11 protein-coding genes are annotated in these 12,804 nt (G+C 67.2%); 7 read left to right on the forward strand and 4 right to left on the reverse strand.

The annotated features are described in order from the left end of the window. The first annotated feature begins 8 nt into the window (after window positions 1-8). Window positions 9-1,814 (forward strand): ABC transporter ATP-binding protein, encoded by a 1,806-nt coding sequence (locus ACP7AG_RS04215; protein ID WP_426029882.1) that lies wholly within the window; start codon window positions 9-11, stop codon window positions 1,812-1,814. 21 nt (window positions 1,815-1,835) lie between these two features. On the opposite strand, the gene ACP7AG_RS04220 is transcribed toward ACP7AG_RS04215, so the two are convergent. Further along, window positions 1,836-3,719 (reverse strand): DUF4153 domain-containing protein, encoded by a 1,884-nt coding sequence (locus tag ACP7AG_RS04220; RefSeq protein WP_426029884.1) that lies wholly within the window; start codon window positions 3,717-3,719, stop codon window positions 1,836-1,838. Between the two features lie 131 nt (window positions 3,720-3,850). On the opposite strand from ACP7AG_RS04220, the gene ACP7AG_RS04225 reads away from it, so the two are divergent. From ACP7AG_RS04225 to hisI, 4 genes are all read left to right on the forward strand, one after another. Beyond that, complete coding sequence (locus tag ACP7AG_RS04225; protein ID WP_426029886.1) at window positions 3,851-5,380, forward strand: UbiD family decarboxylase; 1,530 nt, start codon at window positions 3,851-3,853, stop codon at window positions 5,378-5,380. Window positions 5,381-5,386: 6 nt separating this feature from the next. After that, the gene (locus ACP7AG_RS04230) at window positions 5,387-5,725 is read left to right on the forward strand and encodes a hypothetical protein (protein WP_426011040.1); all 339 of its coding nucleotides are present in this window, start codon (window positions 5,387-5,389) and stop codon (window positions 5,723-5,725) included. A gap of 36 nt (window positions 5,726-5,761) precedes the next feature. Continuing rightward, window positions 5,762-5,995, forward strand: a complete 234-nt coding sequence (locus ACP7AG_RS04235; RefSeq protein ID WP_426011038.1) for an AbrB/MazE/SpoVT family DNA-binding domain-containing protein — start codon at window positions 5,762-5,764, stop codon at window positions 5,993-5,995. A gap of 120 nt (window positions 5,996-6,115) precedes the next feature. Further along, a complete protein-coding gene (gene hisI / locus ACP7AG_RS04240) occupies window positions 6,116-6,514 on the forward strand; it encodes a phosphoribosyl-AMP cyclohydrolase (protein WP_426011036.1) in 399 nt (132 codons plus the stop codon). Between the two features lie 84 nt (window positions 6,515-6,598). On the opposite strand, the gene ACP7AG_RS04245 is transcribed toward hisI, so the two are convergent. Continuing rightward, a complete protein-coding gene (locus tag ACP7AG_RS04245; RefSeq protein WP_426011034.1) occupies window positions 6,599-7,102 on the reverse strand; it encodes a hypothetical protein in 504 nt (167 codons plus the stop codon). 117 nt (window positions 7,103-7,219) lie between these two features. Between ACP7AG_RS04245 and ACP7AG_RS04250 the strand changes: the two genes are divergently transcribed. Beyond that, window positions 7,220-7,849 (forward strand): LysE family translocator, encoded by a 630-nt coding sequence (locus tag ACP7AG_RS04250; protein WP_426011033.1) that lies wholly within the window; start codon window positions 7,220-7,222, stop codon window positions 7,847-7,849. Window positions 7,850-8,000: 151 nt separating this feature from the next. Here ACP7AG_RS04250 and ACP7AG_RS04255 read toward each other — a convergent pair whose 3' ends face one another. Beyond that, window positions 8,001-9,710, reverse strand: coding sequence for an alkaline phosphatase D family protein (locus ACP7AG_RS04255; RefSeq protein WP_426029888.1), 1,710 nt, complete (start codon window positions 9,708-9,710; stop codon window positions 8,001-8,003). An 81-nt stretch (window positions 9,711-9,791) separates the two neighbouring features. Between ACP7AG_RS04255 and ACP7AG_RS04260 the strand changes: the two genes are divergently transcribed. Further along, window positions 9,792-10,100 (forward strand): ferritin family protein, encoded by a 309-nt coding sequence (locus tag ACP7AG_RS04260; RefSeq protein WP_426011029.1) that lies wholly within the window; start codon window positions 9,792-9,794, stop codon window positions 10,098-10,100. A 43-nt stretch (window positions 10,101-10,143) separates the two neighbouring features. Here the strand turns inward: ACP7AG_RS04260 and ACP7AG_RS04265 are convergent, their stop codons facing one another. Continuing rightward, window positions 10,144-12,660, reverse strand: a complete 2,517-nt coding sequence (locus ACP7AG_RS04265; RefSeq protein WP_426029890.1) for a TonB-dependent receptor — start codon at window positions 12,658-12,660, stop codon at window positions 10,144-10,146. Between the last annotated feature and the right edge of the window lie 144 nt (window positions 12,661-12,804).

Genomic DNA, 12,804 nt, shown 5'->3' on the forward strand with positions numbered 1-12,804 from the left:
CCCCAACCATGACCGACGCCGCCGACAATGACACCGAGACCGAGCCTCGCCGCGCCCTGAGCAACCGCCGGGTGCTCGGCTTCATCATGCGCTTCTGGCTGCGCCGGAAAGGCCTGTTGCTGGCGGGCGTGGGCCTGACCTTGCTGGCCATCGGCTTCGATCTGGCGCTGCCCTGGGCGTCTGGTCAATTGATCGACACCGTGACCAAGGGCCCCTCGGCCGTCGACGCGGCCTGGGTGGCGTGGGCGATGTTCGTGGGCGTCTATCTGGGCTTCTCGCTGATCCGCAACCTGGCCATGCGGTTCTGGATCCCGCTGGCCGCCCGCAACATGGAAGAGATGACCAACGAGGGTTACGCCCGCGTCCAGGCCTTCTCGTCCGACTGGCACGCCGACAGCTTCGCCGGCGCCACGGTGCGCAAGCTGACCCGGGCGATGTGGGGCTATGACAGCGTGACCGACGCGGTGACCATCTGGCTGGCGCCCAGCGTCATCGTGCTGCTGGGCCTCTCCCTGATGCTGCTGGTCCGCCAGCCCCTGGCCGGCGCCGTCGCCCTGGTGGTGGTGATCGCCTATATCGTCGTCAATGTGGTGGTCACCACGCGCTATGTGCGGCCCGCCAACCTGAAGTCCAACGCCCTGGATTCGCTGATCGGGGCCAGCCTGGCCGACGCCGTGACCTCCAACCCCACGGTCAAGAGCTTCGGCGCCGAGACCCGCGAGGCCGCGCGCGTCGCCGTGGTGACCGCCGCCTGGCGCGACGCGGTGATGGTCACCTGGCACAAGTTCACCAATGTCTGGCTGGGCCAGAACCTGCTGCTGGTGCTGCTGCAAGCCGGGCTGACGGCGGCGATGATCCATGCCTGGTCGCGCGGGACGGCGACGCCCGGCGACGTGGCCTTCGCCATCACCGCCTTCATGCTGATGAGCGGCTATCTGCGCAACATGGGCGAGAACATCCGCATGCTGCAGAAGGGCCTGGACGACACCGAGGACCTGGCCGCCTGGGAAGGCCTGCCGCCGCAGATCGCCGACGTGCTGGACGCCCCGGACTTCAAGCCCGACACGGGAAAGGAGGGCCCGGGCGCCATCGCCTTCGAGAACGTGACCTTCCGCTACAAGGCGGCGGGTTCGCCGCTGTACGACCACTTCTCGCTGACCATCGCGCCGGGCGAGCGGGTGGCGCTGGTCGGGCCGACGGGCTCGGGCAAGTCGACCTTCGTCAAGCTGGTCCAGCGTCTGCACGACCTGCAGGGCGGCCGCATCGTCATCGACGGTCAGGACGTGGCCGAGGTGACCCAAGGCAGCCTGCGCCGCGCCATCGCCGTGGTGCCGCAGGACCCGGCCCTTTTCCACCGCTCCCTGCGCGACAACATCGCCTATGGCCGGCCCGGCGCCACCGACGAAGAGGTGATCGCTGCAGCGACCAAGGCGCGCGCCCACGACTTCATCCTCAAGCTGCCCCAGGGCTACGACACCCTGGTGGGCGAGCGCGGCATCAAGCTGTCGGGCGGCGAGCGCCAGCGCGTGGCCATCGCCCGCGCCTTCTTGACCGACGCCCCGATCCTGGTGATGGACGAGGCGACGTCCTCGCTCGACGTCGAGACCGAGGGCCAGGTGCAAGAAGCCGCCGAGGCCCTGATGGCCGGCCGCACCACCATCGTCATCGCCCACCGCCTCTCCACCGTTCGCGGCGCCGACCGCATCCTGGTCTTCCAGAGCGGCAGGGTGGTCGAGGAGGGCCGGCACGGGGAGCTGAAGGCGGCGGGCGGGGTGTATGCGCGGCTCAATGCGGTCTCGGAGGGGGTGGGTTAAGCGCGAGCCGGGGACATGCGGTCAGCGAGGGGGCGGATTAGGCTTCGTCGCCCAGACAGGATCGGGTGAACCTAGGCCCTCCTGTCCAGGCTCGTAGAAGCCGCAGTTTGTCTGCTCCAGCGACAGGTGGAAGCGACGTCCTAGAATTTCCAAGTCATTGATGTGGGACGGCGTGCCTTTCAGGTCGCCTGAAGCGAAGAGGCCGCTGGCGCTTATGCCCGGACAGCTTGGTAGCTCGAAGTAGCCGTACTCCTCCCAATCGCCTTGAACCGGGCGCAGCCGGTAGACCACTATCCGGTTGTCGCTACCGCCTTCTCCAGTGATCAGCACCTCAGGCCCAGCGCTGCCGTCAACGTCACGCAAGAGGGCCACGCAGCGGTCGCCAGGCTCACAGAACGGAATGCGCATGGCGCCGGGCTTCAAATACTGGCGCTGGAAGCTGTCGGGCAGCACGGCGCCTTTGGGGTAGAGCGTTACAGCCTTCAGCTGCTTGGCGTTCTCCGCCCTGTCGTCGATCTCGGCGACCTTGGCCGCCTCACTACCCTGGCGCTCCCAGCGATCCTTACGCTTCAAGGCGATGGCGGCATTGTCGCGCACGATGGAATTCTTGCTTGCGCCCAGGCGCTTCAAAGCTTGCAGGCCAAAGCGGCCGTCGTTCCAGCGAAGCGATTCATAGTCGAACGCCGCTGGCGTCACCTTATCACGCTCAAGCCGCCCGACCTGATCGTCCACCGACAACCGCCGCGGATCTGCCAGCGGCGTGCACAGCGCCAGCAGCACCGCGATCACCACAAACGCCATGGCGATGTTGGTAGGCTCCAGCGTCCTCATCCAGTCGCCCGGCCGGACGGCGGCCAGCGTGTAGCCCACGGCATAGCCGGCCGCGACCAGCACGCAGGCGCCGGCGATGATCCGGTCCGGGCTGAGACCGTACTGGCCGATGCGCAGGCTCAGGCCATAGGCCGCCAGCACCGTGATCGGGACCAGCAGCACCCCGGCCAGTCGCGCCGCCCATTTCAGCACCACGGCGGTCTTCTCGGTCCCGTCCTGATAGGCGGCGTTGGTCAGCAGGATCAGGAAGGCGTCGGCGGTCAGCAGGATGGCGGTGGCGCTGCGGGTCTTCCATAGCGGCTCCAGGCCGGTGAAGGGCAGGGTCAGCAGGAAGGCCGCAGCGATCAGGGTCATCAGCGGCAGCAGCCAGGCCAGCAGGGTCAGGGCCACGGTGCGCACGCCGCGCACCAGATTGGCCCGCACGTCGGTCAGCTGCACGGCGGCGGCGAACATCACGGCGGTGGCGGGGAAGGCGAACCACTCGTGCCGGATCAGCTTGTCGATGGCGTCGACGCCGATCAGCTTGAACAGGGCCGAGGCCAGGAACAGCAGCAGCCAGAAGGCGCCGGTGAAGCCCAGCGACAGCACCGCCTGCACCCCGTGCTTCCAGGTCACGTCGAAATAGGCCTCGTAGCGCGCGATGCGCCTGCGCTCCAGATCAGCGGGCTCGACGAGGTGATGGCCGATGAAGATCAAGGCGGCGATCGCGAAGACCGTCAGCGGCCCCAGGCCGTTGACGCCCGTGGCGGCGGGATCGCCGCTCCACACGCCATAGGCCCCAAGCCCGGCGGCGAGGATCGCGGCCACGGCCTTCCAGACGACCAGGGTCCGCCAGCGCAGGGCCGCGACCCCGGCCTGCACCACGAACGGCGCGAACAGGAAGACCATCAGCAGGGCGGCGAACAACTCGCGCTGGGTCGCCGGCCAGACCTTGGACTTGTCGGCTTGCCAGAGCCCGTACAGCAGCAGGCCCTGGGCCAGGCCCGTGGCCAGGCGGATGATCGTGGCTCGGCGGACGGCCCCGGGCTCGGGCGAGGGATCGGCGGGAGCGGCGTCGTGAAAGGCGTCGGTCATCTTGCTGCAACCTCGAATGTCGTGGGGCTAGAGATCACGCCGGGCGAGCGGCGCCTAGGGCCAAGCTTGTCGGCGCGTGCTTGCGACGACGCGGGGACGCCTCTAGGTTCCGCCCCGTTCAGGAGCGCCTCATGGCCTATCGCAGCTTGCGCGAATTCATCGCCGTCCTCGAGGCGCAGGGCGAGCTGGTGCGGGTGACCGAGCCAGTCTCCACTGTGCTGGAGATGACCGAGATCCAGACGCGGCTGCTGGCCACCGGCGGCCCGGCGGTGCTGTTCGAACACGTCATCCTGCCCGACGGCACGCGCTCGCCGATGCCGGCGCTCGCCAACCTGTTCGGCACCGTCAAGCGGGTGGCCATGGGCGTCACCCTGGGCGGCGAGCCGCGCACCACGGCGGGCGAACTGCGCGAGGTCGGCGAGCTGCTGGCCTTCCTGCGCCAGCCCGCGCCGCCCAAAGGGTTGAAGGACGCGCTCGACATGCTGCCCCTGGCCCGCACCGTCATGGCCATGCGGCCAGGCACGGTGAAGAAGGCTCCGGTGCAGGAGGTGGTCCTGACCGGCGACCAGATCGACCTGTCCAAACTGCCCGTGCAGACCTGCTGGCCGGGCGAGCCGGCGCCGCTGATCACCTGGCCGCTGGTCGTCACCAAGGGCCCGGGCAAGGACCGCGAGGACGACTTCAACCTGGGCATCTACCGCATGCAGGTGATCGGCAAGGACCGCTGCATCATGCGCTGGCTGGCCCATCGCGGTGGAGCCCAGCACTATGCCCGCCACAAGAAGGCGGGGAAGCGCGAGCCCCTGCCCGCCTGCGCCGTGCTGGGCGCCGATCCCGGCACCATCCTGGCCGCCGTGACGCCGGTGCCCGACACCCTGTCGGAGTACCAGTTCGCCGGCTTGCTGCGCGGCGCCAAGGTCGATCTGGTGGCCGCCAAGACCGTGCCGCTGATGGTGCCCGCCCATGCGGAGATCGTGCTCGAGGGCCACGTCCTGCTCGATGAGTATGCGGACGAGGGTCCCTACGGCGACCACACCGGCTATTACAACAGCGTCGAGAAGTTCCCGGTCTTCCAGGTGACGGCCATCACCATGCGCAAGGACCCGATCTACCTGACCACCTTCACCGGCCGTCCGCCGGACGAACCGTCCGTGCTCGGAGAGGCGTTGAACGAGGTGTTCATCCCGCTGTTGCGCCAGCAGTTCCCGGAGATCGTCGACTTCTGGCTGCCGCCCGAGGGCTGTAGCTACCGCATCGCCGTGGTGTCGATGAAGAAGGCCTATCCCGGCCACGCCAAGCGGGTGATGCTGGGCGTCTGGAGCTATCTGCGCCAGTTCATGTACACCAAGTGGGTGATCGTCGTGGACCACGACATCAACGCCCGCGACTGGAAGGACGTGATGTGGGCCATCAGCACCAAGATGGATCCCGCCCGGGACATCACGGTGATCGAGAACACCCCCATCGACTATCTCGACTTCGCCAGCCCCGAGAGCGGCCTGGGCTCGAAGATCGGCCTCGACGCCACCGACAAGCTGCCCCCCGAAACCCACCGCGAGTGGGGCGAGGAGATCCGCATGGACCAGGCGGTGATCGACGCGGTGAGCGAGAAGTGGGCCCGGCTGGGCTTGCCGGGGGGCGGCAAGCCGATCTGGAAATAGGGGCAAATGGGTATCGAGAAACTCTGGGACGGGCTGCCTAAGGACGCACTGAAGCTGGCGTTGGCGCTGCATCCGTACACGCGGGTTCAAGTCTTGTGGCAACCCGCGAACACCGCGCAGTTCTTTTTCATCCGCATCAGCGTCGGCAAACCAACGACTTACCTCTTGCTTGAGGGTCGAGACGGCCAGACCGCGAGTTTGGCGAACTACGATCATGATTTCGACGTCGTCTGGGTCGGCGTTGATCGCGATGAATGGGACCTCTCGGATGCGTCTCACAGAGCTAAAGCTTTTCCGCTGGTAAGGGCCGAGGCCGTGCGCCGCGCCGCTGGGGACAGCGAGTAGGCGATGTTGTGATGTCCCTCCAACGGAGGCGGCGTCATGCGATGCTCGGTGCTAAAGATCGGCGGTTCAGCGGGCGTAATCCTGCCTGAGCCTTTTCTCGCCAGGATCGGCACCGAGGTTGGCGACTCCGTGGACGTGGTGATGGAAGACGGCCGGATCATCATCGCCGCCGGCGGGCGCGCGCCGAAAAAGCATCCGCGCGACGGTTGGGAGGAGGAAGCCAGGGCTGGCCAAGGCGGGCCTGACCGAAGAAGAACGCGAATGGCTTGAAGCGCCGCTCAGGACCGAGGCCGACGCCGAGCTCAAATGGTGACATGTGCCAAGACAGTCCTCCCCCTGTGGGGCATGGGAGGAATTGAGCTGGCCGGCCAACGGCGCCATAGGTCGGCCATGAGCACCCTCTTCCCGCCCCCCGCCGACCAGACCGCCCTCGAGCGCGGGGCCGCCATCACGCCGCGCTTCGACGCCCAGGGCCTGATCGCCGCCATCGCCCAGCATGCCGATACCGGCGAGATCCTGATGTTCGCCTGGATGAACGACGAGGCGCTGAAGCGCACCCTCGACACCGGCGTCGCCCATTATTTCAGCCGCTCGCGAAACACGTTGTGGAAGAAGGGCGAGACCAGCGGCCAGCTGCAGATCGTCACGGAGCTGCGCATCGACTGCGACCAGGACGCGGTGCTGATCAAGGTGCGCCCGCAAGGCGACGGCGGGGCCTGCCACGTGGGCTTCCGCTCGTGCTTCTACCGCGTCTGGGAGAACGGTGCCTTGGTCGAGCGCGAGGCTTAGGGCTCTCTTCATCCGAAGCAGCCTGGACCTCCGTCGTGCAGGTGGCGGCGGCCTGATGTGCAGACGCCGTCACTTTCGCCACGGCTAGGCTGAAGGGCAGGCCTGCGGCAAACGCTCCAGACGCAAGACCGTGTCGCCCGCCATGAAGACCCGGAAGTACTGCCCGTCCCGGATCGTGTCGCCGGCGTTGTGGAAACCGGAACGCCAAGGGCTGCTATTGAAGTGCAAAGCCCTGCCCGCCACCGAGAGGTAGGTGTCGGCCACGCCGTGGACGCGCTCATGCACCACGCGCTCCACGCCCCTCGTACAGCCCTCAAGTGTGACGACCCTGTCGAAATGGAAATCCAGGTCAGCCTTGGCGGCCAGAAGAAACGGCAGCATCGCGGCGCCCAGCAGGAGGGCCGCCACGCCCACCATGACTCCGCCCTCGACCCGCTGCATCGAATTGATTTCCGAAATCGGCGCGCGCCGATTCAGCCAAAAACGCACTAGCGCCGCGATGAGCGCCACCACACCGATCGCGGCAAACCCGACGGAGAATTGTTCGAACGGCGACCTTGCGTCGAAGAGCACTTGCTGAATTGCCATCGCCCATCCCCGTCACTGGAGATCGGACTATCGGCTTAGTCGCGTGTCATCAACGCTATTGACCGTGCGCCGCGCCTTCGGCCTTGCGTCGTGTGTGAAGGCCGCTGACAAAACACAATGACCACCCTCCAAGCCCTGCTCGCGTTCAGCGTCGCCGCCGGCCTGCTGACCATCACGCCCGGCCTCGACACCGCCCTGGTGCTGCGCACGGCCGCCGCCGAGGGCTGGCGGCGCGCGGCCGCGACGGCGGTGGGAATCGGGTTGGGCTGCCTGGCTTGGGGCGCGGCCGCGGCTTTTGGGGCGGGCGCGCTGCTGGTCGCCTCCCAAACCGCCTACACGATCCTGAAGTGGACCGGCGCGGCCTATCTGGTCTGGCTGGGCGTTAATCTACTGATCACACCCCGCGCCAGCTTCGACACCTCGGCGGACGAGGCCGCGACGGCCGGCGGGTTGCTCGCGGCCTTGGCCAAGGGGTTCTGGAACAACCTGCTGAACCCCAAGGTCGGGGTGTTCTACGTGTCGTTCCTACCACAGTTCATCCCGACCGGCGCCAGCCCCGCAGTCTTTGGCGTGCTGCTGGCGTCCCTGCACGTGGTGATGGGGCTGGTCTGGTCAGGTGGACTGATCCTGGCCACCGCGCCGATCGCTCGGGCGCTGCGCAAGCCGGGCGTGGTGAAGGGGCTGGACCGGGTGACAGGCGGGGTGTTCGTCGCGTTCGGGGTGCGGATCGCGCTCGAGCGGCGGTAGGCGCCGCTGACACCCCGTCCGTCGGCTTCGCCGCCACCTCCCCCGTGAAACGGGGGTAGGAGAAGAACGCTCTCACTCCTCACCCGCGAAGCGGGGAAGGTGGGCGATGCGAATACACATCGTGACGGAGGGGGTGTCCGGCGTTGGACGCCTACCCCTCGGCCAAACCCTTCACCCCGCCCTCGCCATCCGGCGTCACCACGAAGCGCTTCAGCACCTTAGTCTCGTAAGTTTCCGACAGAATCGTCGAGACCGCCATCAGCTCACCGGTCGCCCGGCCGTGCTCCAGGGTCAGTAGCAGATAGCCCTTGGCGGCGTGGTCGGTGAACTTGACCTCCTTGTTGCGGGCCACGAAGGCCTTGCCGATCGGGGCGCCGGGCAGGTAGTCGCTGTAGCCGGGGGAGGTCACCGAGGTGACCCCGAACTCGGCCGCCACCCGCGTCGTGCCCGCGTCGTCCCACAGCTCGTTGGCCCAGAAGGCGTGACTGTCGCCAGAGAGCACGATCGGGCGGGCCTGGCTGGCCTTGAAGATGTCGTAGACGCGCTGGCGGTCGGCCGGATAGCCGTCCCAGGCGTCAAGATTGGAGGGCGTGTCGATCGCCGCCAAGGCGCGGCTCTGCTCGACCGCCTTGGCGAGATAGGGCGGCAGCTTGGCCAGCAGGTCGGCAAAGGCCGGCTCGCCCATGGTCGCCTTGAGATCGGCGTTGGCTACCCGGGCCATCACCACCTGGTTGCCCAGCACCTGCCAGGCGGTTCCGCTCTTGACCGAACCATCGACCTCCCGAGCCAGCCACTGTTCCTGGCCCTGGCCCATCATCCGCCGGGCGGGGTCCTTCAGCTTGACGGCGAAGGCGGCGAAGTCCGGCTTGCCGTCGGCCCCGGCCAGATGGTGCGAATAGTCCAGCTGGTGGGTGCGGGCCGTCAGGCGGGTCTCGGTCATCAGCAAGGTGGCGACATCGCCGAACTGGAAGCCGCGCCACGAGGCCTCGGGCAGGGCGCCGGCCACCGGCTCGCGGATCGGCATCCATTCGTAATAGGCCTTGATGCCGGCGGCCTTGCGCTTGGCCCAATCGCCCTCCGTCGCCGGTTGATGGTTCTCGGCCCCGCCCACCCAGCTGTTGTCCGCGGTCTCGTGGTCGTCCCAGACCACGATCCAGGGCGCGCGGGCGTGGGCGGCCTGGGCGGCGGGATCGCTCTTGTGCTGGGCATGACGCAGACGGTAGTCGGCCAAGCTCAGGAGCTCATGCGGCGGATTGGGAATCCGCGTCTTGGCGGTCGGCGAGGCCATGCCGTACTGGTCGGGCGCCGCGCCATATTCGTAGATGTAGTCGCCTAGGTGCAGCACGGCGTCGACACGCGGCAGCTTGGCGATCGCGTCATAGGCGTTGAAATAGCCGGCCGGATAGAGGCTGCACGACACCACCGCCAGCACCACGTCCTTGGTCGGCCCAACCGGCAGGGTCCGGGTACGACCGACAACCGCCTCGCCCACGGCCTTGCCGTTCACGGTCTGGCGGAAGCGGTAAAAATAGCCCGTGGCTGGCTTCAGGCCGATGACGTCGACCTTGACCGTGTTGTCGCGCGAGGCGTCGGCGGTCGCGTGGCCTTGCTTGACGATGTTTTTGAAGGCCGGGTCGGTCGCCACGTCCCAGCGCACGCCGACCGGGGCCTTGGCGTCCGGCGCGGTCACCCGCGTCCACAGGATGACCCGGTCGGACAGCGGGTCGCCCGAGGCGACACCATGGTCAAAGCGCGCCGGGCCGGCATGCAAACCCTGGGGCGTGGCGGCCATCGCCTCGCCAGCCGCGCCCGCGCCGCCGAAACCGAAGAGGGCCAAGGCTCTGCGTCGATCGATATTCATGGTCGTCTCCCCCGGAAATCACGGCAGCGCTAGGTCTTGTTGTGCGTTAGCCTCAACACACAACAATCGGATGACGCACGCATGTCCAGTGAAGGCCTCCACGTTCCGCGCGAAAAGCTGCGCGGCAAGACCCTCAACCAGCACTACGCCATCACATCCTTGATCGAAGAGCTCGAGGCGGTGGATTGGTACCGTCAGCGCGCGGACGACTGTGACGACGAGGAGCTACGCAAGATCCTGCTGCACAACGCCCGCGAAGAGCTCGAGCACGCGGCCATGGTGCTGGAATGGCTGCGCCGCAGCGATCCGGAGACCGACGAGCAGTTAAAGAAATACCTGTTTAAGGACGGCTCGATCACTGGCCAAGAGGAAGAGGCCGAAAGCAAGTAGCCGCCGATGGGGACAGGCGCATGCGCCTGTCCCCAATCTCGTCCTAGTACCGCAGCGCGGCCGTCACGCCGTAATAGCGCGGGTTGCCGGCGATGAAGGTGGGAATGCCGAAGGCGTCACCGGTGTTGCCGGCGTCCTTGACGTATTTCTCGTCGGTGGCGTTGGTGACGAACGCCCCGACCTTCCAGCTGGCAAACGACGGCTGATATTCGAGCCGCAGGTCCAGCAAGCCGTAGCTGCTCTGGAATTCGTCGCGCGCCGTGTCGGGCAGCAGGTTGCTGACCTGCAGGGCGGCGATGTCGTTGTCGTCCGAGAAATAGACCTTCGACTGCCAGGTATAGGTCGGGGTGAAGGTGAAGCGCCCGCGCAGGGCGTCGGCGTGCAGGCTGGAGCCGATCGAGGCCTTGTAGTCGGGCGATAGCCGGAAGCGGTTGCCTTCGTAGATTCCGGTGTCGAACCGGCCGTGGGTGTAGCCGAAGGTCGCGAAGAGCTCGGCGAACGAGGCCGCCGCCCAGGTCGTCTGGCCCTCGAAGCCATAGGACTTGGCCTTGCCGGCGTTGGTGGTCACCGGCTTGGCGTTGACCAGGATCGTGGTCTGGAAGTTGTCGTAGTCATAGGCGTAGACCGCGCCTTCCAGGGTCAGGCGACCGCCCATCGCGCGGGTCTTGGCCCCCACCTCGAAGGAATCCACGGTCTCAGCCGAGACCGGCGTGAACCGCGCCGGGCCGCCGGGCGCGGCGGGTTGGCCAACCGACAGCACATCGGGCCGCCGACCGCGGGCATAGGAGGCGTAGAGGCTGGTGTCCGTCGTCGGCTTGTAGCGGCCGACCAGGCGCCAGGTCAGGCCCTCGTCCGAGAAGTCCTGCGAGAAGATGTCGCCATTGTTGGTGGTCGGCTGCGAAACGATGCCGAACATCGGCACGGGATAGCCGGCCGAGGTCGGGATGGTCGCGGCGCCCGGCACGGCCATGGCTTGCAACAGGCCAGGACGCTGGGCTGCGGGGATCGACGACAGGGCGATCAGCCCGCCCAGGATCGAGCGATCCTCGACGCTGGAGGCGTAGCCGCTGGTCTTGTCGTCGTGGGTGTAGCGCAGGCCGGCCGAGATCTCGAACTGCTCGCTCAGCCGCCAGGTGGCGTCGCCATAGACGTCGAACGACTCGGTCTTGCCGTAGTTGGTGTAGCTTTCGCGGTGGACATGCAGGTTGTTGGCGATGCCGGGCAGCAGCGGCGCCAGCGGGCTGGTCGCGCCGATGCCGGTCAGACCGCCCACCAGCGCGGTCAGCACGGCGGGGTTGGTCAGCAAACCGGTCGGCTGGGCGTTGGGCTTGCTCAGATAGCCGGTGATCAAGGCCAGGGCGTAGCGCTCGTCGATCTGCGACGGCACGCTGGTCCGGGCGTCCTCGTTGAAATAGCTGACGCCCGCGAAGCCGCTGATCGGACCGCCGGCGTCGTAGTTGAGACGGAACTCCTGGCTGTATTGCTTGCCGCGTGCGTCTTCGGCGAAGGTCAGCATTGGCAGGGAGAAGCCGTCCGGATCGAAGGTCTCTGTGCTCTGGAACCGGCGAGCGGCGGTGATCGACGACAGCTTGAAGGCGTCGTTGAGGCTGTAGTCGACCAAGACCGTAGCGCCCGAGACGAAGCGCTTGAGGCCCAACTTCGCGCCACCGTTGAAGCCTGCGCCGGCCGACAGGGCCGCGCCATTGTTGGGGTCGCGATCGCCCAGCACCGCGCCGGTCGTCGGATCGGTGGGGTTGAAGCTGTTGGACTTGAACGAGGTCCCCGTCGGGTGGTCGGCCTCGTAATTGATGATCAGGTCGGCGTTCAGCCGGCTGGTCGGCGACCAATGGGCCGAGAACCGCAGGGCGCCCGTATCGGTCGAGCCCAAGGTCCGGCCGGTCAGCAGGTTCTCGATCGGCCCCTTGCGCTCCTTGTAGCGACCCGCCAGCCGCACGGCGAAGGTGTCGCTGAGCGGCACATTGGCCATGCCCTCGAACAACCCGTAGCCGTCATTGCCGACTTCCGCCGCCACGCGCCAGTCCAGGGCCTTGGGGTCGGCCTTGTTCTGGATGACATTGACCGCGCCGATCAGCGCCCCACGACCATAGAGGGTCGATTGCGGACCCTTGGCGATCTCGATGCGCTGGATGTCGAACAGCTCGATATAGGAGCCTCGCGACTTGGAGATCGACACGCCGTCCTGGAACACCGAGACACGCGGCTCGGTGGTGGCGTCACCGCTGTCGGAGGTGACGCCGCGCATCACGAAACCAGGGTTGTTGGGCGACTGGTTCTGGACCTGGAAGCCGGGCACGAAAAGCGACAGCTTGTCGAATTCCTGGACGCCCAGCCTGTCGAGCATGGCGCCCGAATAGGCGGTCAAGGCGATCGGCACGTCGAGCACCTTCTGCTCGCGCTTCTGGGCGGTGACCACCAGTTCCTCGACGACGCTGGGTTCAGCGGTGGCCGCAGGCGTAAGATCGGCGGCCCAGACTTGGCCGGCGGTCAGGGCCAGGCCGCTGGCGGCGGCCATGAGCAAGGTGGTGCGGATCGCGCGCATCGACTATCCCCTTCATACGCTGAACTTCGAACCTGAGCCGGTAGGCGCGGGCGATGTCGGCGCCGCGACAAACCCGTGACGGAGCCGTGAAGCCGCTGGTCCAGCCCCCCGATCCCCCGCTCGGAGACGAGATCGAGGACCCAG

This window comes from Caulobacter sp. DWP3-1-3b2, from assembly GCF_049896325.1.
Lineage (GTDB): Bacteria > Pseudomonadota > Alphaproteobacteria > Caulobacterales > Caulobacteraceae > Caulobacter.

What these genes read in the sequence shown, in the direction of transcription:
- ACP7AG_RS04215 (WP_426029882.1), top strand. Translation starts at nt 9, where the DNA reads ATGACCGACGCCGCCGACAATGACACCGAGACCGAGCCTCGCCGCGCC.
- ACP7AG_RS04220 (WP_426029884.1), bottom strand. Translation starts at nt 3,719, where the DNA reads ATGACCGACGCCTTTCACGACGCCGCTCCCGCCGATCCCTCGCCCGAG.
- ACP7AG_RS04225 (WP_426029886.1), top strand. Translation starts at nt 3,851, where the DNA reads ATGGCCTATCGCAGCTTGCGCGAATTCATCGCCGTCCTCGAGGCGCAG.
- ACP7AG_RS04230 (WP_426011040.1), top strand. Translation starts at nt 5,387, where the DNA reads ATGGGTATCGAGAAACTCTGGGACGGGCTGCCTAAGGACGCACTGAAG.
- ACP7AG_RS04235 (WP_426011038.1), top strand. Translation starts at nt 5,762, where the DNA reads ATGCGATGCTCGGTGCTAAAGATCGGCGGTTCAGCGGGCGTAATCCTG.
- hisI (WP_426011036.1), top strand. Translation starts at nt 6,116, where the DNA reads ATGAGCACCCTCTTCCCGCCCCCCGCCGACCAGACCGCCCTCGAGCGC.
- ACP7AG_RS04245 (WP_426011034.1), bottom strand. Translation starts at nt 7,102, where the DNA reads ATGGCAATTCAGCAAGTGCTCTTCGACGCAAGGTCGCCGTTCGAACAA.
- ACP7AG_RS04250 (WP_426011033.1), top strand. Translation starts at nt 7,220, where the DNA reads ATGACCACCCTCCAAGCCCTGCTCGCGTTCAGCGTCGCCGCCGGCCTG.
- ACP7AG_RS04255 (WP_426029888.1), bottom strand. Translation starts at nt 9,710, where the DNA reads ATGAATATCGATCGACGCAGAGCCTTGGCCCTCTTCGGTTTCGGCGGC.
- ACP7AG_RS04260 (WP_426011029.1), top strand. Translation starts at nt 9,792, where the DNA reads ATGTCCAGTGAAGGCCTCCACGTTCCGCGCGAAAAGCTGCGCGGCAAG.
- ACP7AG_RS04265 (WP_426029890.1), bottom strand. Translation starts at nt 12,660, where the DNA reads ATGCGCGCGATCCGCACCACCTTGCTCATGGCCGCCGCCAGCGGCCTG.